Source organism: Phytobacter sp. V91, assembly GCF_965644225.1.
In the GTDB taxonomy this organism is placed as follows: Bacteria; Pseudomonadota; Gammaproteobacteria; order Enterobacterales; family Enterobacteriaceae; genus CBFFRJ01.
The window spans coordinates 1-20,335 of the sequence record NZ_CBFFRJ010000026.1; the positions used below are offsets into that span (position 1 = coordinate 1).

Genomic DNA, 20,335 nt, shown 5'->3' on the forward strand with positions numbered 1-20,335 from the left:
ATACAGCTCAGCTAAGGTAAGGCTAATACAGATAAGGACTCCACTGAACCCCACCGATTAAATCGCACCTTCCTTAGGTATTACCAGCCAGATGGCCGGTGTGGCCAGTGGGATATTTTTTATCGGTTATCTTTTTTTGCAAATCCCCGGCGGTCGAATTGCGGTTTACGGCAGCGGCAAACGTTTTATCGCCTGGTCCCTGGTGGCATGGGCGATTGTGTCGGTGGCGACCGGTTTTGTGACTCATGAATATCAGCTGCTGGTGCTACGTTTTATTCTGGGCGTCTCCGAAGGCGGGATGCTGCCGGTGGTTTTGACCATGGTCAGCAACTGGTTCCCGGAAAAGGAAGTCGGACGGGCGAACGCCTTTGTCATGATGTTTGCTCCGCTCGGCGGTATGCTGACGGCGCCTGTTTCCGGCGCAATCATTGCGGCATTCGACTGGCGCTGGTTGTTTATCATCGAAGGGTTGCTCTCCTTTGTGGTGCTGATGCTGTGGTGGTTCCTGATAAGCGATCGCCCGGAAGAGGCGAAATGGCTGCCGGACAGCGAACGTGAATATCTGGTAACGACTCTCGGTCGCGAGCGTCAGGCGCGGATGGCAGAGGAGCCGGTCAGTAATGCGCCGGTGAAAGATGTGTTCCGCAACCCTGGCCTGATGAAGCTGGTGATCCTCAACTTCTTTTATCAGACCGGCGATTACGGTTATACGCTCTGGCTGCCGACGATCCTTAAAAATCTGACCGGCGCCAATATGGCAGGTGTGGGCGTGCTGGCCATTTTACCCTTTGTCGCCACGCTTGCCGGGATCTACGTGATTTCTCTGCTCAGCGATCGCACGGGTAAACGTCGTGCGCTGGTGCGAATTTCCCTCTACTGTTTTGCCGCCTGTCTGCTGGCCTCAGTGGTGCTCAAAGAGCATATCGTGGCGGCCTATATTGCCCTGGTGCTTTGCGGTTTCTTCCTCAAAGCGGCAACCAGCCAGTTCTGGTCAATTCCGGGTCACATTGCCTCCCCGGAAGTGGCGGGAAGCGCGCGTGGGGTCATTAACGGTCTTGGTAACCTGGGAGGTTTCTGCGGGCCTTATCTGGTCGGGGTGATGATCTACCTGTACGGGCAGAACGTGGCGGTCTGCGCGCTGGCGGGCTCCCTGATTATCGCCGGCACCATGACCTTCCTGCTGCCGAAAAAATGTGACCGTGTGCCGGACGAAACCGCTGTGCCTGGCGGCGCTGAAAAGCCACACCGCGCATAAGAGGGAAATGCTTATGAGTCTGGATCAACAGATAGCCTTATGCGAGCAGCACCGGGAACAGTTACGTTTTGTCTCTTTTGATGCCGACGACGCCTGGGCGCTGGGCAATGCGTTGTACCGTAACGCTGAGCGCAAGGGGTTTGCCCTGGCAATAGAGGTCAATGTTAATCACCTCTGCATGTTCAGTGCGTTAATGCCAGGTGCTACGGCGGAGAATATCGACTGGGTACGGCGTAAACGTAATATGGTGGCCTTTCTTGGCATCAGCTCCTGGGCTGCCGGTTTAATGTTACAGTCCCGACAGACCACGCTTGCGCTACGTTATGGTCTTTCCCTGCGTGACTATGCCGCTTTTGGCGGTAGTTATCCGCTCTATCTGACCAGCGGCTGTCAGATAGGCTCGGTGACCGTTTCCGGCGCGCCGCAGCGTGACGATCACAATCTGGTGCTCGAGACATTGCGTGAGATGTTGGGGATTGCGCCCGGCGCGTTTACCCTGGTGACGGATGTCGTTTGATAGCGATTATTGCAGGTGTGAAGGCTGCACCTGCAAATCCCTGGAGATTATGTCTGTTTGCAGGGTGATTAACTGGCTACACTCAAACAAAAAAGTGTGCAGTGAAAACAGGTTAATCGATGATTCTCATTATTTATGCCCATCCCTATCCGCAGCATTCCCATGCGAATAAGCGGATACTGGAGCACGTAGGGACGCTGGAGGGGATTGAAGTCCGCTCTTTGTACGAGCTCTATCCCGATTTCAATATCGACATTGCCGCCGAGCAGGCTGCGCTTACGCGCGCTGACCTGGTTGTCTGGCAGCATCCCATGCAGTGGTACAGCACCCCGCCGTTGTTAAAACTGTGGATCGACAAAGTGTTCTCCCATGGCTGGGCCTACGGTCATGGCGCGCGCGCCCTGCAAGGTAAAAGCCTGCTGTGGGCGGTAACCACCGGCGGAGGCGATCGCCATTTTGCTATTGGCTCACACCCTGGTTTCGACGTGCTGGCTCAACCTTTACAGGCGACAGCGCTCTATTGCGGCATGAAATGGCTACCGCCGTTTGCTATGCACTGCACCTTTATCTGCGATGACGAGACCTTACAGGCCCAGGCGCGGCATTACAGACAACGTCTTGTCGACTGGCAGGAGGCGTCACATGGATAGCCACAGCTTAATTCAGGCGCTTATCTACCTTGGGGCCGCGGCGCTGATCGTGCCAATCGCCGTCCGGCTTGGGCTGGGATCGGTGCTGGGCTATCTCATTGCGGGTTGCATTATCGGCCCCTGGGGATTGCGCCTGGTGACGGACGCCGAATCCATTTTGCATTTTGCGGAAATCGGCGTGGTGCTGATGCTGTTTGTCATTGGCCTTGAGCTGGATCCCCGACGTTTATGGAAGCTGCGCGCGTCTGTATTCGGGGGCGGCGCATTGCAAATGGCCGCCTGCGGGCTGTTGCTCGGCGGCTTCTGCATTACGCTGGGGCTTTCGTGGCCGGTGGCGCTGTTGATTGGCCTGACCCTCGGGCTCTCTTCAACCGCTATCGCGATGCAGGCGATGAACGAACGCAATTTAACCGTCACACAAATGGGACGCAGCGCTTTTTCGGTGCTTCTGTTCCAGGATATTGCGGCCATTCCGCTGGTGGCGATGATCCCTCTGCTGGCAAGCAGTGGCGCATCGACAACCTTCGGAGCCTTCGCGCTGTCGGCCATAAAAGTCATTGGCGCACTCACACTGGTGGTGCTGATCGGGCGCTATGTGGCTCGCCCGGCGCTGCGTTTTGTCGCCCGTTCCGGACTGCGGGAAGTCTTCAGTGCAGTGGCCCTGTTTCTGGTATTTGGCTTCGGTCTGTTGCTGGAGGAAGCCGGATTGTCGATGGCGATGGGGGCATTTCTTGCCGGTGTGCTGCTGGCGAGTTCCGAGTATCGCCATGCGCTGGAAAGCGATATTGAGCCCTTTAAGGGGTTGCTGCTGGGGCTGTTTTTCATCGGCGTCGGTATGTCGATTGATTTTGGTACCCTGGTCACCCAGCCGCTGCGGATCCTTATTTTACTGGCCGGTTTCCTGATTATCAAAGCGGCCGTGCTGTGGTTGATTGGCCGCCCGCTACACGTGCCCGCGAAACAGCGGCGCTGGTTTGCGGCCTTGCTGGGGCAGGGCAGTGAGTTTGCCTTTGTGGTCTTTGGCGCCGCGCAGATGGCAGGCGTGCTGGATCCTGAATGGGTGAAAGCGCTGACCCTGACCGTAGCGCTCTCCATGGCGGCAACTCCGCTACTGCTGGTGCTGCTTACCCGTCTTGATAGTGCGGGCGCTACCCAGGCGCGTGAGGCCGATACGATCGATGAGGATGAACCGCGGGTTATTATCGCGGGCTTTGGCCGTTTCGGTCAGATTGCCGGGCGTCTGCTGCTCACCAGCGGCGTTAAAATGGTTATCCTCGATCACGATCCTGACCATATTGAGACCCTGCGTAAGTTCGGCATGAAGGTCTTTTACGGGGATGCGACCCGCGTGGATCTGCTGGAGTCTGCCGGAGCGGGCAAAGCGGAAGTGCTGATCAATGCCATTGACGATCCACAGGCCAGCCTGCAGTTAACGGAACTTGCACAGACCCACTTCCCGGAACTGCTCATCATCGCCCGCGCCCGTGATATCGATCATTACATTCGTTTGCGCAAGGCTGGCGTGGAGAGCCCGGAACGTGAAACCTTCGAGGCGGCGCTGAAAGTCGGGCGTATGGCGCTGGAAGGGCTGGGCCTTGGGCGCTATGAGGCGCGTGAGCGTGCGGACTTATTCCGCCAGTTTAATACGCAGATGGTGGAGGAGATGGCCGGGGTCGACAACGATCCTCAGTCCAGAGCCGACGTCTATAAACGTACCAGCGCGATGTTGACCGAAATCATCACTGAAGATCGGGCGCATTTATCGGTTATCCAGCGCCATGGCTGGCAGGGAACGGAAGAGGGGCGACATACGGGCGATCCTGCTGACGATCCCGATGTTAAACCTCAGACGTAGAAGCGACAGACTGTTGCCTGGGGTTGACGGCTAAGGTTTTGATTAACCAGGTTGTGGAAAGCAAGGTGTCCGCTGACGAGGCGTGGAGTTGCTTGCAGAATGCGAAAATTTTCGCATTCTTTACTCCAGCGCCAGTCGACGAAAGAATGTGCTTTCCGTATAGTGGCGACAATTTTTTTGTATCCAGGAAACTACAATGATCAGTCTGATTGCGGCGTTAGCGGTGGATCGCGTGATCGGTATGGAAAATGCCATGCCATGGAACTTACCGGCCGATCTCGCCTGGTTTAAGCGCAATACATTAAACAAGCCGGTCATCATGGGCCGCCTGACATGGGAATCAATTGGACGCCCGTTGCCTGGGCGCAAGAACATCGTCATTAGCAGTAAACCCGGCACCGACGATCGCGTACAGTGGGTTTCTTCCGTCGAAGAGGCGATTGCTGCCGCTGGTGATGTCGAAGAGATTATGGTGATTGGCGGTGGGCGCGTGTACGAGCAGTTCCTGCCGAAAGCGCAAAAGCTCTATCTGACGCATATTGATGCTGAAGTGGAAGGTGATACTCATTTTCCGGATTACGATCCGGACGACTGGGAGTCAGTATTCAGCGAGTTTAATGATGCTGATGAACAGAACTCACACAGCTACTGCTTTGAGATCCTCGAGCGACGCTAAGCGTTGAGCAACCCGGTGGCGTTTGCTCGCCGGGGAAATGTAAGCAGGACAGAGGGAAAATGGAATGAATACATTTTATCAGCTAAAAATTACTCTTGAAGGCACCGAGCCGGCCATATGGCGTCGGTTTGTTGTTCCCGCCAACATTACGCTCGATCGTTTGCATGATGTCGTCCAGATTGTTATGGGCTGGCAAGATTGCCATCTGCATCATTTCATGTTCAAAAAGCAGATCTTCACTGAAGCTCCTGAATCGAATCAGGATGAAGATGAATCAACGATCCGTTTGAATGAGTTACTTAAACGCCGTGGCAATAAATTAACCTATCTCTATGATTTTGGAGACGACTGGGAGCACCAGATTGTTCTTGAGGATAAAGATTACTCCTCGGGTGAGATGCTGCCAGAGATCGCGTGTTTAGAAGGAATGATGGCCTGTCCGCCGGAGGATTGTGGTGGCGCATCATCCTATATGTGCATTCTCCGTGCAGTTTTCGATCCGCAAAACAATGAAGAAGACTATGAAGATTTCCTGGAACACCTGGGGCTGGATGACATTTCGGTAAGTGACGTTCAGAGCTTTGTATTCCACTGTGATCTTAACGCCGTAAACATGCTGCTAGCCATGTATTCCCGTTGGTCACGGGATCGCGCTTTACCGATGATTGAATAATCTTAATAAATTCAGCGCGGTGAATAATACCCGCGCTGAATTTGATGACCTGTAGCAAGATGGCAAATCTTTTAGCTGAGAACGAATCGCCTCCTGCTACGAGGCGATGGCTTCCCCTTCACCGGGCTCAATCTGGCGATTCGAGGGCTGGGTAAACCAGCTTTTATCTTCCCAACGCAGGCAGGTCAGGGTTCCTCCCCAGCAGCAACCGGTGTCCAGCGCATAAATACCCTCTGGCGTCCCTTGTCCTTCAAGAGAAGCCCAGTGCCCGAACACAATGCTGTACTCCCGGGAAACCGGACCCTCCAGAGTGAACCAGGGTTTTAACGGCGCTGGCGCATTTTGCGGAACGTCTTTGCAGTACATATCCAGTTCCCCGTGGGGGAAGCAGTAGCGCATACGGGTGAACGCGTTACTGATAAAACGCAGACGCGCCATGCCGCTCAATTCCGTGGACCAGCTGTTAGGGTAGTCGCCGTACATGCCATCAAGGAAGAAGGGATAAGAGTCGCTGGCAAGAATGGCTTCAACATCCCGCGCGCATGCCTGCGTCGTTTCCAGATCCCATTGTGGCGTGATCCCGGCATGGGCCATCACCAGTTTTTTCTCTTCATCGACTTGCAGCAGCGGCTGGCGGCGTAGCCAGTTGATAAGCTCGTCAGCGTCCGTCGCCTCCAGCAGCGTATTGAGCCTGTCTTTGGGCTTATTACGGCTGATTCCGGCATACACGGCCAGCAGATGCAGGTCATGATTACCCAGCACCATACGCACGCTGTCACCGAGAGATTTAACATAGCGTAGCACGTCCAGCGAGCCGGGGCCGCGCGCGACTAAATCCCCTGTCAGCCACAGAGTGTCAGAACCTGGTACAAACTGTACCTGATGTAACAGTGCTGCCAGTTCATCATAGCAACCGTGAACGTCGCCAATAAGATAGGTAGACATGGATTAATGGATCAGTGTCTGGACGGCAAGTCGGAAGACAGGTATAGCGACGCGGAACGCCTTCCCTTGCTCATCGATCATCTCGTAATGGCCTTGCATGGTGCCCATCGGTGTTTCAATGACGGCGCCACTGGTGTACTGATACTCTCCGCCTGGCTCAATGTGTGGCTGGACGCCAACAACACCTTCGCCCTGAACCTCAGTCTCACGGCCATTCCCGTTGGTTATAAGCCAATAACGCTTCAACAACTGGACAGGGGTACGCCCCAAATTCCGAAGGGTGACGGTGTAGGCGAATACATAACGTTCTTCATCGGGTGAAGACTGAGATTCAATGTAAACACTTTGCACCTGAACACTGATTCGGGGCGAATTGATCATGAATTAACTCTCCTTTGGTGGCGCATTTTCAGACAGGTAATTCGCCAGCTTGCAATACTGCGCAACAGAGATATTTTCCGCACGTTTTGCCGGATCGATACCCAGCTCAGTCAGCACCTCAACAGAGAAGAGATTGCCGAGGCTGTTGCGGATAGTTTTACGCCGCTGGTTAAAGGCTTCAGTGGTGATTCGGCTGAGTATCCGGATGTCTTTCACCGGATACGGCATTGTGGCGTGCGGAACCAGACGCACAACGGCAGAATCTACTTTCGGCGCCGGTGTAAAGGCCGTTGGCGGGACTTCAAGCACCGGAATAACCTGGCAGTAGTACTGCGCCATCACACTCAATCGACCATACGCTTTACTGTCTGGTCCTGCAACCAGGCGATTGACGACCTCTTTTTGCAACATAAAATGCATGTCGGCAATGGCATCAGTATAGCTAAACAGATGGAACATCAACGGCGTGGAGATGTTATAGGGCAGGTTGCCGAAAACGCGCAGCGGCTGACCAAGGGTCTGCGACAGTTCGCCGAAATTCATGGTCATCGCATCTTGCTGATAAATCGTCAGCTTTGGTCCGAGGAACGGGTGCGTTTTCAGACGCTCAGCCAGATCCCTGTCCAGCTCGATAACCGTCATTTCGTCGAGGCGTTCGCCAACCGGCTCAGTCAGTGCCGCAAGGCCCGGACCGATTTCGACCATCGCCTGGCCTTTTCGTGGATTGATCGCCGAAACGATACTGTCGATCACAAACTGATCGTTGAGGAAGTTTTGCCCGAAGCGTTTACGGGCTAAATGGCCCTGGTGGACTCTATTATTCATTGAGTATTAACAATCATGGTGATGGCGAGATTAAGCGCCGTAATAAAACTGCCGACATCTGCTTTACCCTGACCCGCCAGTTCGAGCGCGGTGCCATGATCCACAGAGGTACGAATAAAGGGTAAACCGAGGGTGATATTCACGCCGCGGCCAAAGCCCTGGTATTTTAGCACGGGCAAGCCCTGATCGTGGTACATCGCGAGTACCGCGTCGGCATTGTCCAGATATTTGGGCTGGAAAAGGGTGTCTGCCGGCAGTGGGCCGCTAAGATGCATGCCTTTTGCCCGCATTTCATTGAGCACCGGAATGATAGTGTCTATCTCTTCCGTGCCCATGTGCCCACCTTCGCCAGCGTGTGGGTTAAGACCACACACCAGGATATGCGGCTGGTCCAGGCCAAATTTTTGCTGTAAATCAGCATGCAGAATGGTTATCACTTCGCGCAGCAAGTCGGGCGTGATCGCCTCTGCGACGGCTTTGAGCGGCAGATGGGTTGTCGCCAGCGCGACGCGTAACTCTTCCGTGGCCAGCATCATGACGACCTTGCTGACCTGCGATCGCTCTTCGAAAAATTCGGTATGCCCGGTAAAGGGCGTGCCCGCATCGTTAATGACCCCTTTATGCACCGGGCCGGTTATCAGGGCGGCAAACTCGCCATTCAGGCAGCCGTCGCAGGCGCGGGCCAGAGTCTCAACGACGTAAGGGCCATTTTGCGCGTTCAGTTCACCGGGTACGGCCAGGGTTTTCAGGGCAACAGGCAGTATGGTTAAACTGCCCGCTTGCTGGGCAGTGGCGGGCAGAGAAGGGGTATATTCGCGAAGCCTGAGCGGAAGACCAAGCAAGGCGGCTCGCTCGGTCAACAGTCCTGCATCCGCGCACACCACCAGTTCAACCGGCCAGTCGCGCTGGGCGAGCTGGACGACTAAATCGGGGCCAATCCCGGCGGGTTCGCCGGGAGTGATAACGACACGAGCTGTCTGCATTAATTACTCAACACTTTGACGTAAGCGCTGGCGCGTTGTTCCTGCATCCAGGTCGCTGCTTCTTCGGAGAACTTACGGTTCATCAGCATGCGGTAAGCCCTGTCTTTCTGCGCGGCGTCGGTTTTGTCGACGTTGCGGGTATCCAGCAGCTCAATCAAATGCCAGCCGAAAGAGGAGTGAACCGGGGCACTTGTTTGACCACGGCTCAGTTTCGTCAGCGCATCGCGGAAGGCAGGATCATAAATATCCGTTGCCGCCCAGCCCAGATCGCCGCCCTGATTCGCTGAACCTGGATCCTGAGAAAACTCTTTTGCTGCCGCCGCAAAGGTGGTTTTACCGCTCTTAATATCTGCGGCAATTTGTTCCAGTTTTGCGCGTGCCTGGTCATCGCTCATGATCGGCGAAGGCTTCAGCAGGATATGGCGGGCGTGAACTTCGGTGACTGAAATGCTCTGGCTCTGGCCACGCAGATCGTTCACTTTCAGAATATGGAAGCCAACGCCGGAACGGATAGGGCCAATAACATCGCCTTTTTTCGCGGTGCTCAGTGCCTGGGCGAAAATAGACGGCAGTTCCTGAATACGACCCCAGCCCATCTGGCCGCCTTTCAGCGCTTGCTGGTCGGCAGAGTAGGTGATCGCCAGTTTGCCAAAGTCACCGCCGTTACGCGCTTCTTCAACAATCGACGTCGCCTGACGTCCTGCTTCATTAATCTGCTCAGAGCTTGGGTTTTCCGGCAGTGGGATCAGAATGTGGCTGAGGTTAAGTTCCGTACTGGCATCGTTCTGGTTACCCACCTGCTGGGCCAGCGCGTCTACTTCCTGCGGAAGCACGGTAATACGACGACGCACTTCATTGTTACGCACTTCTGAAATGGTCATCTCTTTGCGGATCTGCGCGCGGTAGCTATTGTAATTCACCCCGTCGTAGGCCAGACGGCTGCGCATTTGATCCAATGATATATTGTTCTGTTTGGCGATATTGGCGATAGCTTCATCAAGCTGCTGGTCAGTTACTTTGACCCCCATCTTGGTTGCCATCTGCAAAATGATTTGATCCGAAATCAAACGTTCCAGAATCTGATGGCGCAGTGTCGCATCGTCAGGTAACTGCTGACCAGCCTGACCCGCATTGAGCTTCACTGACTGCATCAAACCATCAACGTCGCTTTCGAGCACCACGCCGTTATTGACGACGGCGGCTACTTTATCAACAACCTGTGGTGCAGCGAAACTGGTATTCGCAACCATAGCGATACCGAGAAGCAGCGTTTTCCAGTTCTTCATACCTTTTCCATTTCAATTAACCGCAATGCGGATTACGTTGCAAATCAACTACATCATAAAGAGCTGCGGTACGGCAGAATGTTCGAACGCAGCATCTGCTGTGTGCCCAAACCGTAATTCGAGCTCAAACCGCGCAACTCAATGTTGAAACCGATGACGTTGTCATACTTGCTTTGGTTGTTTTCCCAGCCGTTGATCTTGCGTTCATAACCAACGCGAAGGGCATAACAGCAGGAGTTATATTGCAGACCAAGCATCTGGTCGGCAGGTTTGCGTGTGTTAGTGTCGTAGTAATAAGCCCCGACAACAGACCAGCGGTCCACGACCGGCCAGCTTGCCACGATCCCAACCTGCGAAATACCCTCTTTATACTGTTCCGTGGTTGCGTAGTTCGGCAGTGTGGCCTGAATATATTCCGGGCTGGCATAGCGATAGCTCAGCTGTGCCAGACGGTCATCATCCTGGCGATACTCAAAGGATGCGGTGCTGTTGGCAATGTTATTCAGGCGCGTGTCGTACTGCACACCACCCCGCATGCCCCAGCGATCGGCAATACGCCAGTAGGTATCTCCTGCCCACACCAGTGAACCCGTTTTGCTGTCTTTCTCCCAGTTGATATTGTCATCGCCGGTGCGTGACTCAGTGAAATAGTAGATTTGACCAACAGAAACGTTAAAACGTTCAACGGCAGCGTTATCATAAATACGCGATGTGACGCCGGTAGTGACCTGGTTTGCTGAGGCGATGCGATCCAGGCCGCCATAGATACGGTCGCGGAACAGGCCGCTGAAGTCTGATTGCAGCATAGAGGAGTCGTAGTTATTGATGCCGCTCTGGTCACGGTACGGCACGTAGAGGTACATCGCGCGCGGTTCCAGCGTCTGGGTGTATCCCTCGGCGACATTCATATCGCGCTCGAAGATCAGTTTGCCATCGACCTTGAACTGCGGCATAACGCGGTTAACTGATTCCTGGTAATCAGTGCCGTTCGTGGCGTTATATTCATCAACATTGGTTTGCTGATAGTGGGTCGCCAGCATTTTGACTTCGGTATTGAGACTGCTCCAGGCATTGGAGAGCGGCAAATCTAACGTCGGTTCAAGGTGAACGCGGGTCGCTTCCGGACGGCTGGAGTTGGAATTCACAAAGTGTACGGCCTGAGCATAAAGATGAGCGTCAAACGGGCCGAGATCGTTTTTATAGTAGTTCACATCCAGCTGCGGCAGAGCAGAGTATGAATTACTGTTGGTGCGATCGAACACCTGGAACTGCCTGGTTGAAACCGTCGCGTTAAAGTTTTCCAGCCCATAACCAACGCTGAATTTTTGCGTGGCGTAACCGTCAGTACTGGAACCGTATTTGGATGAGAAATCGTTAAAATAGTTCGAGTCGCTGACTTTGGTGTAGTCGACGTTAAAACGCCACACCTGATCCATCACCCCGAAGTGGTTCCAGTAGAATAACCAGCGATGGCGATCGCCTTCCGTCGGATGATCATCCTGATAAACGTTATCAGAAGGTAAGTAGTCGAATCCGACAAGGCCAGTACCCGCCTGGGTCAGATAGCGGAATTCGTTTTGCCACTGCACGTTGCCGCGTTTTTGAATGTAATGCGGGGTGATGGTGGCATCAAAGTTAGGAGCAATGTTCCAGTAGTACGGCAGCGAAAACTCAAGGGAGTTATTGGTGCTGTATTTCGCATTCGGGATCAGGAAACCTGAACGGCGTTTATCGCCTACCGGCAACTGGAGATACGGGCTGTAGAAGATCGGTACCGGGCCGAGTTTAAAGCGCGCGTTCCAGATTTCAGCCACTTGTTCTTCGCGGTCATGGATCACTTCGCTGCCGACCACGCTCCAGGTATCGGAACCTGGCAGACAGGAGGTAAAGGTACCGTTTTCCAGAATGGTGTAGCGATTGTCGCCACGCTGCTTCATCAGGTCCGCTTTCCCGCGCCCCTGGCGCCCAACCATCTGGTAATCCCCTTCCCAGACGTTAGTGTCTTTGGTGTTGAGGTTCGCCCAGGCTTTCGGACCTTTCAGGATGACCTGATTATCGTCATAGTGCACATTACCCAGTGCATCCACTGTTCTTACCGGAACGGCCTGACCCGCAGCCTGTTGCTGATGCAGTTGAACCTCATCGGAGCGCAGGCGGCTGTTACCCTGATTAATATCGACATTGCCGGTGAAAACGGCATCGTCAGGGTAGTTCCCTTTAGCGTGATCGGCATTGATGGTCACCGGCAGATTATTGGTATCGCCTTCAACCAGGGGACGGTTATAGCTGGGCACGCCAAGCATACATTGCGTGGCGAGAGAGGCAGTCATCCCTTGTTGGCTATAAAGGGCGGTACCAATCATGGTAGCCAGGAGGGTGGGAATACGTTTTTTCATACGTTGTATTTGTTGTTCCGTCATCTGTGGCTTTACGCTAGCAAACGGTCAGAGACTAACGTACTCATCTTCGCAGCGCTAGTTTTAATCCTGCCCGTATTCGAGCCAGGTCAGCGAAGACTGTACCTGTGCACGGCATAGAATGACGGGTATGATAAAGCAAATTTTAGCCGACGGCATGACGATTTGGGGAGTATATGCAGTATTGGGGAAAAGTGGCGGGTTTGGTCATCGCTTTGATTATGGGCGGAGGCTTTTGGGGCGCAGTCCTTGGCCTGTTAATCGGGCATATGTTTGATAAAGCGCGCAGCCGCAAAATGGCGTGGTTTGCCAATCAGCAGGAACGCCAGTCGCTCTTTTTCGCCACCACCTTTGAGGTGATGGGGCATCTGACCAAATCAAAAGGGCACGTTACTGAAGCTGATATCCAGGTCGCCAGCCTGTTTATGGACAGAATGAATCTGCATGGTGACTCTCGCAGCGCAGCGCAGCAGGCGTTTCGCGTAGGTAAGGCGGATAACTATCCGTTACGCGAGAAAATGCGTCAGTTCCGTAGTATCTGTTTTGGGCGCTTTGACTTAATTCGGATGTTTCTGGAGATTCAGATCCAGGCGGCTTTTGCCGATGGTTCTCTGCATCCGAACGAACGCGAAGTGCTGTATGTCATTGCCGAAGAGCTGGGCATTTCACGCACCCAGTTTGACCAGTTCCTGCGCATGATGCAGGGGGGCGCGCAGTTTGGTGGCGGTTATCAGCAACAATCGGGCGGCGGCTGGCAGCAGGCGCAACGAGGCCCTACGCTTGAAGATGCCTGCAATGTGCTGGGAGTGAAGTCGACGGACGATGCGACCACTATCAAGCGCGCATACCGTAAGCAGATGAGTGAACACCATCCGGATAAACTGGTGGCGAAAGGGTTGCCGCCGGAGATGATGGAGATGGCGAAGCAGAAAGCGCAGGAAATTCAAAAGGCTTACGAGTTAATCAAAGAGCAAAAAGGCTTTAAATAAGTCGCCGTTTTTCACCCTCACCCCGACCCTCTCCCTCAGGGAGAGGGAGAAAACCATCCTCTCGCCTCATTGAGGAGAGGGTGAGGGGAAAAGGGATCGGGACTAAAAATCCACCGGCGCTTTAAAGGTCATACTGTTGCCAAACGCCGGGTGGGTGATGGTCAGCGTTTCGGCATGCAGTAACAGACGCGGCGCCATGGCTAAGGCTTCTGGCGTTGCGTAAAACCGGTCACCGAGGATCGGATGCCCCAGCGCCTGCATATGTACGCGCAGCTGGTGGGAGCGCCCGGTGATGGGTTTGAGCCGTACCCGGGTGCTGTTATCCGCCGCTAACTCCAGCACCTCATACTCCGTTTGCGCGGACTTACCGGTTTCAAAGCACACCTTTTGCTTCGGTCGATTCGGCCAGTCGCAAATCAACGGCAAATCCACCAGCCCGGTCTCTTTTTCCAGATGGCCCCAGACGCGCGCCACGTACTGCTTCTTCGGTTCGCGTTCACGGAACTGCCGCTTAAGCTCACGCTCGGCGGCTTTGGTCAGTGCCACTACAATCACGCCGCTGGTCGCCATATCCAGACGGTGCACCGACTCAGACAGAGGGAAATCGCGCTGCACCCGCGTCATTACGCTGTCTTTGTGCTCCTCAAGGCGTCCCGGCACGGACAACAAGCCGCTGGGCTTGTTGACCACCAAAATGTGCTCATCCTGATAGAGAATGACCAGCCAGGGATCCTGTGGCGGATTGTAGGACTCCAGTACCATACCCGCTCCGTTACTGATGGGTTACAACGATAAGACGCAACGCATCAAGACGCCAGCCCGCCTGCGACAGGCTTTCCAGCACCTGCTGACGGTTGCTTTCAATAGCACTCAGTTCGTCATCACGAATGTTCGGGTTCACCGCACGCAGTGCCTCGAGGCGGGAGAGTTCCGCGGACAGCTTCTCATCCGCTTCCGTTTTCGCCGCGTCGATCAGCGCCAGGGCAGCTTGTTCAACCTGCGCTTCGCCTTTTTGCAAAATGGTATGCACATCCTGATGCACTGCATTCACCAGTTTGCTGCCGGTATGGCGGTTGACGGCGCTCAACTGGCGGTTAAAGCTCTCGAACTCCACCTGACCTGCAAGGTTGGTTCCGTTTTTATCGACCAGCAGACGGATCGGCGTAGGCGGCAGGAAACGCGTCAGTTGCAGCTGTTTTGGCGCCTGGGCTTCAACGACGTAAATCAGCTCCAGCAACAGGGTGCCCACCGGCAGGGCTTTGTTTTTCAGCAGTGAAATGGTGCTGCTACCGGTGTCGCCGGAGAGGATCAGATCCAGACCGTTGCGGATCAGCGGATGTTCCCAGGTAATAAACTGCGCATCTTCGCGGGACAGGGCCACATCACGCTCAAAGGTGATGGTGCAGCCATCTTCCGGCAGACCCGGGAAATCAGGCACCAGCATATGATCCGATGGGGTCAGAACAATCATGTTCTCCCCGCGATCGTCCTGGTTGATCCCGACGATATCAAACAGGTTCATGGCGAAACTGATAAGACCGGTGTCGTCGTCCTGTTCTTCAATGCTTTCTGCCAGCGCCTGTGCCTTTTCGCCGCCGTTAGAGTGGATCTCCAGCAGACGGTCGCGGCCTTGTTCAAGCTGCGCTTTCAGGGCATCGTGCTGCTCACGACAGCTCTTGATCAGGTCGTCGAAGCCTTCGGTCTCTTCCGGCGACGCCAGGTAACTGATAAGGCTGGTATGCACTTTATCGTAGATGGCGCGGCCAGTCGGACAGGTATGTTCAAACGCGTCCAGACCTTCGTGATACCAGCATACCAGCACGGATTGGGCGGTTTTTTCGAGATACGGCACATGGATCTGAATGTCGTGCGCCTGGCCGATACGATCCAGACGACCAATACGCTGCTCCAGCAGGTCCGGGTTAAACGGCAGATCGAACATCACCAGATGGCTGGCGAACTGGAAGTTACGCCCTTCAGAGCCGATTTCAGAGCACAGCAGCACCTGGGCGCCGCTGTCTTCTTCACCGAACCAGGCCGCAGCACGGTCACGCTCAATGATCGACATCCCTTCGTGGAAGACGGCCGCACGGATACCTTCGCGTTCGCGCAGTACCTGCTCCAGTTGCAGCGCGGTGGCGGCTTTGGCACAAATAACCAGCACTTTCTGCGAGCGATGGCTGGTGAGATAGCCCATTAACCATTCCACGCGCGGATCAAAGTTCCACCAGGTACCGGTGTCACCTTCAAACTCCTGGTAAATCTGCTCCGGGTAGAGCATGTCGCGGGCGCGGTCTTCCTGGCTCTTACGCGCGCCCATAATGCCGGAGACTTTGATGGCGGTCTGGTATTGGGTTGGCAGCGGCAGCTTGATGGTGTGCAGCTCGCGTTTCGGGAAGCCTTTCACGCCGTTACGGGTGTTGCGGAACAGCACGCGGCTGGTGCCGTGCCTGTCCATCAGCATGGCGATCAGTTCCTGACGCGCGGCCTCAGCGCCTTCTCTGTCGCTGTTGGCGGTTTGCAGCAGGGGTTCAATGTCCTGCTCGCCAATCAGGTCGCTCAGCATATTCAGGTCGGCATCGCTCAGGCGCTCGCCTTCGAGCAGCAGTGAGACGGCATCGGCGACCGGGCGGTAGTTCTGTTGCTCATCGACAAACTGGGCAAAGTCGTGGAAACGGTTTGGATCCAACAGACGCAGACGGGCGAAGTGACTCTCCAGTCCCAGCTGTTCCGGCGTTGCGGTCAGCAACAAAATACCCGGCACGCGTTCGGCCAGCTGTTCAATCGCCATATATTCGCGGCTCGGGGCTTCTTCGCTCCAGACGAGGTGATGGGCTTCATCCACCACCATCAGATCCCACTCTGCATCGCATAAATGCTCAAGACGCTGCTTGCTGCGGCGCACGAAATCCAGGGAGCAAATGACCAGTTGCTCGGTTTCGAAGGGGTTATCGGCATCGTGCTGCGCTTCGGCATAGCGCTCATCATCAAACAGCGCAAAGCGCAGGTTGAAACGGCGCAGCATCTCCACCAGCCACTGATGCTGGAGAGTCTCTGGCAGGACGATCAGCACGCGTTCCGCAGCGCCAGACAGCAGTTGCTGGTGCAGGATCATCCCGGCTTCAATGGTTTTACCCAGTCCCACTTCATCTGCCAGCAGGACGCGCGGCGCGTGACGACGACCGACATCATGGGCGATATGCAACTGGTGGGGGATCAGGCTGGTACGCTGACCACGCAGACCGCTCCACGGCATGCGGTATTGCTCGCTCTGGTATTTACGTGCGCGATAGCGCAGCGCGAAACGATCCATACGGTCGATTTGCCCGGCGAACAGTCGGTCCTGCGGTTTGCTGAACACCAGTTTGCTGTCGAGCATCACCTCGCGCAGCATGATGTTCGCTTCCTCAGTGTCCAGACGGGTTCCGATATAGGCGAGCAGGCCGTTTTCTTCTAATACTTCTTCGATGCTCATCTGCCAGCCTTCATGGCTGGTTACCGTATCACCAGGATTAAACATGACGCGTGTGACGGGGGAGTCGCTACGTGCGTAAAGACGGTTTTCTCCCGTCGCGGGAAAAAGGAGGGTGACTGTTCGCGCATCCATCGCAACGACGGTACCAAGTCCGAGTTCGCTTTCCGTGTCACTTATCCAGCGTTGACCAAGTTTAAAGGGCATAAAATGAACTCTATATCTCAAATTGCGGGCAATAGTTCGTCACCGTCCATGGGTTGGGCGGGCGTCTAATGTTGGGGCCTGGAATAGAAAGGGCGCTATGGTACTGGATGACAATGATTTCGTCACTATCAAAACAGTCCCAGTTGCCCTGTCAGTAGTGTAGCAAAATCGACGTTGGTGAAGGGTAAGATTCCTTCGGCAACCGGCATAAGTTGTTTGGTTAAATAATGATCGTAATCCAGCGGCGACTGTTGATAATCGATCGGCTCAGGGCCCTGCGTCGTCCAGACGTATTTGATCGTTCCCCGGTTTTGATACTGCGCCGGACGTCCTCGTTTCATATTCTTTTCATCGGCAAGACGGGCGGCGCGCACGTGAGGCGGTATATTGCGTTCATATTCGGCCAGCGGTCGGCGCAGGCGCTTACGGTAGATCAACTGATCGTCCAGCTCTCCGGCCATCAGGCTATTGATGGTCTCGCGGACATAATCCTGCCAGGGCTCATTGCGGAAGATGCGCAGGTAGAGCGTTTGCTGAAACGCCTGGGCCAGCGGCGTCCAGTCGGTACGCACCGTCTCCAGCCCCTTAAAGACCATACGCTGGCTCTCACCTTCCTGAATTAAGCCAGCGTAACGCTTCTTGCTGCCCTGCTCGGTACCGCGAATGGTGGGCATCAGGAAACGGCAAAAATGGGTTTCAAACTCCAGCTCCAGCGCACTGGTCAGGTTTTGCGCCTGCAAATGCGCCGCCCACCAGGCGTTCACGTGGGTTATCAGCTCACGACCGATGCGCGCCGCCTCGTCCTCACTATGGGCCTTTTTCAGCCAGACAAAGGTTGAGTCGGTGTCGCCATAAATAACGTCATAGCCCTGCTCTTCAATTAGCGCCCTGGTCTGACGCATGATCTCATGGCCCCGCATGGTGATCGATGAGGCGAGGCGAGGATCGAAGAAGCGACAGGCGCTGGTGCCGAGTACGCCATAAAAAGCATTCATGATGATCTTCAGCGCCTGGGAGAGCGGCTTATTGCCGGTGCGCTTGGCCTCATCGCGTCCGTGCCAGATCTGCCCGACAATTTCCGGCAGGCAGTGAGTCTGGCGGGAGAACCAGGCCCCGAGAAAACCTTCGGTACTGTGCCCGGCATTGGGCTGCGCCATGCCTTCCACCAGCCCTACCGGATCAATCAGGAAGGTGCGAATGATCGACGGGTACAGGCTCTTGTAATCAAGCACCAGCACCGAGTCATACAGGCCGGGGCGCGAGTCCATAACATAACCGCCTGGGCTGGCCTGCGGCGGCACGTCGCCGAGATTTGGGGCCACATAACCGGCGCGGTGCATCCGGGGAAAATAGAGATGACCAAAGGCTGCGACCGAACCACCATGGCGATCGATGGCCAGGCCGTTGACCGTCGCGCGTTCGAGTAAAAACGGCATGATTTCCGTTTTGTGGAAAATGCGCGTCACCAGTTCACAGTCTTTAAGGTTATAGGTGGCGAGGGCCGGTTTATCTTCGGCAAACCGGCGGTCGATCTCGTCCATCCGATCCCAGGGGTTATCCATGGCTTTGCCTTCCCCCAGCAGCTCCTGCGACACCGCTTCCAGCGAAAAGGAGGAGAAGCTCCAGAAGGCGGATTTCAGCGCTTCAATGCCATCGATAATGACCCGGCCAGCGGCTTGGGCGAAAAATACGCCGTTTTTAAAACCGTGCTCGCGCCACTCCAGCGGGGTATTGCCGCGCCCGAGGAGAAGGGGAATACGATAACGCTCGGCGCTTTTCTGCAACACCCGCAGATCGAACTGCACCAGATTCCAGCCGATGATGACATCCGGATCGTGCCCGGCAAACCAGGCGTTGAGCTTCTCCAGCAGTTGCGGGCGACTGTTGACGTACTCCAGCTGAAAATCGACCCCGGATGCGTCGCCATTGGCCGGACCCAGCATATAGACCCTGCGCTGGCCGCAACCTTCAAGCCCAATGCAATACAGCTCGCCATTGCGGGTGGTTTCGATATCCAGCGAGACCCATTTGAGGGAGGGGCGATAGTGCGGATTGGGCTTCAGGCGGGCATTGATCAGCCGCTCGCCCTGTTGTGTGCCGTCGACCCACACCGGAGCGGTGATAAAACGCTCCATCAAAAAACGCTCGGGCGGGCGCACGTCGGCTTCATAGACCGTCACCCCGCCATCGCGCAGCAGTTTCTCGCATCGCATCAACTGGCGGTGAGCCTGGCAGTATAGGCCGTGGACCGGCTGACGATGGAAATCCAGCAATTGCAACGGCTCGAAGCGCACATGCTGCTCTGCGGCGAGAAGTCGTCGGGCCTGAGAGACCTGGGTAGATGGGATAAAGGCCACCGACTCCTGCGGCGGTAAGACGACCTGTAATGGCCCGTTGTCCGTGGCCAGCCAGAAGACCACCTCAGTCCCCTGCGGCGTGTCTCGCCAGTGCCGGGTCAGTAAAAAGCCTGCTTGCGCCACGCCATTCTCTCATTCAGTCAGTATCAGCGCGATTATAGCCTGGATTGCGCTCAGGTACTGATTTTTTGTACAGGTATCTCCGGCATCAACCGTAACAGGCGGTAGCCCGTATAGTAGAAGGATTCACGAAGCAAAAACGGTAATTGCGTTGACCATGAATGGTATCTGCTGGTGGAGGTGGGCGATGACCAGCCAGCGATGTCATTATCTCTGGCGATAAGGCGCATACGGAGCATATGAAGGGGATCGCTGACCAACAGGGCCGTTTTCAGCTGCTGGCGCGTCATAATTTGTTTTGCATTGCGGATATTTTCACGCGTCACGCGGGACTGCTCATCGATAAAAATTCGCGAGGCTGGAATACCGTGATTTAACACATACTGGCGGGCGATAGCAGCATCCGACTGACTGGCATCAGGGCTATAACCGCCGGTCAGAATTAGCGTATTAACCTTACCATCCATATACAGCGCAATGGCATGATCCAGGCGGGCAGCAAAGACCGGGCCGGGGAGATCCCCACGGATCCCTGCCCCTGCCACAATCGCGCAATCCGCTTTGCGTGTTTCATCGTGCAAAGCAAATCGGTAAATCGCAACGGCGTTAAACATGAAGATGATGAATGCGGTGAACGCACACAGCAGCAGCCATTTTCCTGCTTTCTTTATTTTCACCAACTTTATTCTCCGGCTTCTTCAGCGCATGTCCGGCATGAAAATGACCA

Annotated in this window: 16 protein-coding genes and 1 pseudogene; 7 read left to right on the forward strand and 10 right to left on the reverse strand. The window is 55.1% G+C overall.

What is annotated here, in order from left to right; genetic code table 11:
* Positions 1-73 precede the first annotated feature (73 nt).
* The 6 genes and pseudogenes from ACSZO4_RS07440 to ACSZO4_RS07465 form a co-directional block, all read left to right on the forward strand.
* Positions 74-1,255: pseudogene (locus ACSZO4_RS07440) on the forward strand (MFS transporter); the annotation flags it as partial.
* 13 nt (positions 1,256-1,268) lie between these two features.
* A complete protein-coding gene (locus tag ACSZO4_RS07445; protein WP_437888248.1) occupies positions 1,269-1,772 on the forward strand; it encodes a heme-degrading domain-containing protein in 504 nt (167 codons plus the stop codon).
* A 119-nt stretch (positions 1,773-1,891) separates the two neighbouring features.
* Entirely contained in the window at positions 1,892-2,422 is a 531-nt protein-coding gene (gene kefF / locus ACSZO4_RS07450) for a glutathione-regulated potassium-efflux system oxidoreductase KefF (protein ID WP_437888249.1), read from the forward strand.
* Complete coding sequence (gene kefC / locus ACSZO4_RS07455) at positions 2,415-4,277, forward strand: glutathione-regulated potassium-efflux system protein KefC (RefSeq protein ID WP_437888250.1); 1,863 nt, start codon at positions 2,415-2,417, stop codon at positions 4,275-4,277. The genes kefF and kefC overlap by 8 nt, the downstream gene beginning before the upstream one ends.
* A gap of 196 nt (positions 4,278-4,473) precedes the next feature.
* Positions 4,474-4,953: a type 3 dihydrofolate reductase gene (folA, locus tag ACSZO4_RS07460; RefSeq protein ID WP_437888251.1), complete on the forward strand. Its 480-nt coding sequence runs from the start codon at positions 4,474-4,476 to the stop codon at positions 4,951-4,953.
* A 64-nt stretch (positions 4,954-5,017) separates the two neighbouring features.
* Positions 5,018-5,626 (forward strand): plasmid pRiA4b ORF-3 family protein, encoded by a 609-nt coding sequence (locus ACSZO4_RS07465; RefSeq protein WP_437888252.1) that lies wholly within the window; start codon positions 5,018-5,020, stop codon positions 5,624-5,626.
* A 96-nt stretch (positions 5,627-5,722) separates the two neighbouring features.
* Here ACSZO4_RS07465 and apaH read toward each other — a convergent pair whose 3' ends face one another.
* Genes apaH through lptD form a run of 6 tightly spaced genes read right to left on the reverse strand, consistent with a single transcriptional unit; the run spans position 5,723 to position 12,442 of the window.
* Positions 5,723-6,571: a bis(5'-nucleosyl)-tetraphosphatase (symmetrical) ApaH gene (apaH, locus tag ACSZO4_RS07470; RefSeq protein WP_437888253.1), complete on the reverse strand. Its 849-nt coding sequence runs from the start codon at positions 6,569-6,571 to the stop codon at positions 5,723-5,725.
* A 3-nt stretch (positions 6,572-6,574) separates the two neighbouring features.
* Positions 6,575-6,952, reverse strand: coding sequence for a Co2+/Mg2+ efflux protein ApaG (gene apaG, locus ACSZO4_RS07475; protein ID WP_437888254.1), 378 nt, complete (start codon positions 6,950-6,952; stop codon positions 6,575-6,577).
* A 3-nt stretch (positions 6,953-6,955) separates the two neighbouring features.
* The gene (gene rsmA / locus ACSZO4_RS07480; protein ID WP_437888255.1) at positions 6,956-7,777 is read right to left on the reverse strand and encodes a 16S rRNA (adenine(1518)-N(6)/adenine(1519)-N(6))-dimethyltransferase RsmA; all 822 of its coding nucleotides are present in this window, start codon (positions 7,775-7,777) and stop codon (positions 6,956-6,958) included.
* Positions 7,774-8,760: a 4-hydroxythreonine-4-phosphate dehydrogenase PdxA gene (pdxA, locus tag ACSZO4_RS07485; RefSeq protein ID WP_437888256.1), complete on the reverse strand. Its 987-nt coding sequence runs from the start codon at positions 8,758-8,760 to the stop codon at positions 7,774-7,776. The genes rsmA and pdxA overlap by 4 nt, the downstream gene beginning before the upstream one ends.
* Entirely contained in the window at positions 8,760-10,046 is a 1,287-nt protein-coding gene (surA, locus tag ACSZO4_RS07490) for a peptidylprolyl isomerase SurA (protein ID WP_437888257.1), read from the reverse strand. The genes pdxA and surA overlap by 1 nt, the downstream gene beginning before the upstream one ends.
* A 53-nt stretch (positions 10,047-10,099) precedes the next feature.
* On the reverse strand, positions 10,100-12,442 hold the full coding sequence (gene lptD / locus ACSZO4_RS07495; RefSeq protein ID WP_437888258.1) for an LPS assembly protein LptD: 2,343 nt from the start codon (positions 12,440-12,442) through the stop codon (positions 10,100-10,102).
* Positions 12,443-12,639: 197 nt separating this feature from the next.
* On the opposite strand from lptD, the gene djlA reads away from it, so the two are divergent.
* Positions 12,640-13,452, forward strand: a complete 813-nt coding sequence (gene djlA, locus ACSZO4_RS07500; RefSeq protein WP_437888259.1) for a co-chaperone DjlA — start codon at positions 12,640-12,642, stop codon at positions 13,450-13,452.
* A 102-nt stretch (positions 13,453-13,554) separates the two neighbouring features.
* On the opposite strand, the gene rluA is transcribed toward djlA, so the two are convergent.
* The 4 genes from rluA to ACSZO4_RS07520 all read right to left on the reverse strand — a co-directional run bounded on the left by rluA (position 13,555) and on the right by ACSZO4_RS07520 (position 20,285).
* Positions 13,555-14,214 carry a bifunctional tRNA pseudouridine(32) synthase/23S rRNA pseudouridine(746) synthase RluA gene (gene rluA / locus ACSZO4_RS07505; RefSeq protein ID WP_437888260.1) on the reverse strand — a complete coding sequence of 220 codons (660 nt, stop codon included), beginning with the start codon at positions 14,212-14,214 and terminating at the stop codon, positions 13,555-13,557.
* A 10-nt stretch (positions 14,215-14,224) separates the two neighbouring features.
* Positions 14,225-17,131 carry an RNA polymerase-associated protein RapA gene (rapA, locus tag ACSZO4_RS07510; RefSeq protein ID WP_437888261.1) on the reverse strand — a complete coding sequence of 969 codons (2,907 nt, stop codon included), beginning with the start codon at positions 17,129-17,131 and terminating at the stop codon, positions 14,225-14,227.
* Positions 17,132-17,259: 128 nt separating this feature from the next.
* Positions 17,260-19,611, reverse strand: coding sequence for a DNA polymerase II (gene polB / locus ACSZO4_RS07515; protein WP_437888262.1), 2,352 nt, complete (start codon positions 19,609-19,611; stop codon positions 17,260-17,262).
* A 50-nt stretch (positions 19,612-19,661) separates the two neighbouring features.
* Positions 19,662-20,285 (reverse strand): YdcF family protein, encoded by a 624-nt coding sequence (locus ACSZO4_RS07520; RefSeq protein ID WP_437888263.1) that lies wholly within the window; start codon positions 20,283-20,285, stop codon positions 19,662-19,664.
* Between the last annotated feature and the right edge of the window lie 50 nt (positions 20,286-20,335).

What these genes read in the sequence shown, in the direction of transcription:
- ACSZO4_RS07465 (WP_437888252.1), top strand. Translation starts at nt 5,018, where the DNA reads ATGAATACATTTTATCAGCTAAAAATTACTCTTGAAGGCACCGAGCCG.
- kefC (WP_437888250.1), top strand. Translation starts at nt 2,415, where the DNA reads ATGGATAGCCACAGCTTAATTCAGGCGCTTATCTACCTTGGGGCCGCG.
- apaH (WP_437888253.1), bottom strand. Translation starts at nt 6,571, where the DNA reads ATGTCTACCTATCTTATTGGCGACGTTCACGGTTGCTATGATGAACTG.
- pdxA (WP_437888256.1), bottom strand. Translation starts at nt 8,760, where the DNA reads ATGCAGACAGCTCGTGTCGTTATCACTCCCGGCGAACCCGCCGGGATT.
- ACSZO4_RS07445 (WP_437888248.1), top strand. Translation starts at nt 1,269, where the DNA reads ATGAGTCTGGATCAACAGATAGCCTTATGCGAGCAGCACCGGGAACAG.
- lptD (WP_437888258.1), bottom strand. Translation starts at nt 12,442, where the DNA reads ATGAAAAAACGTATTCCCACCCTCCTGGCTACCATGATTGGTACCGCC.
- rapA (WP_437888261.1), bottom strand. Translation starts at nt 17,131, where the DNA reads ATGCCCTTTAAACTTGGTCAACGCTGGATAAGTGACACGGAAAGCGAA.
- apaG (WP_437888254.1), bottom strand. Translation starts at nt 6,952, where the DNA reads ATGATCAATTCGCCCCGAATCAGTGTTCAGGTGCAAAGTGTTTACATT.
- rluA (WP_437888260.1), bottom strand. Translation starts at nt 14,214, where the DNA reads ATGGTACTGGAGTCCTACAATCCGCCACAGGATCCCTGGCTGGTCATT.
- kefF (WP_437888249.1), top strand. Translation starts at nt 1,892, where the DNA reads ATGATTCTCATTATTTATGCCCATCCCTATCCGCAGCATTCCCATGCG.
- folA (WP_437888251.1), top strand. Translation starts at nt 4,474, where the DNA reads ATGATCAGTCTGATTGCGGCGTTAGCGGTGGATCGCGTGATCGGTATG.
- rsmA (WP_437888255.1), bottom strand. Translation starts at nt 7,777, where the DNA reads ATGAATAATAGAGTCCACCAGGGCCATTTAGCCCGTAAACGCTTCGGG.
- surA (WP_437888257.1), bottom strand. Translation starts at nt 10,046, where the DNA reads ATGAAGAACTGGAAAACGCTGCTTCTCGGTATCGCTATGGTTGCGAAT.
- djlA (WP_437888259.1), top strand. Translation starts at nt 12,640, where the DNA reads ATGCAGTATTGGGGAAAAGTGGCGGGTTTGGTCATCGCTTTGATTATG.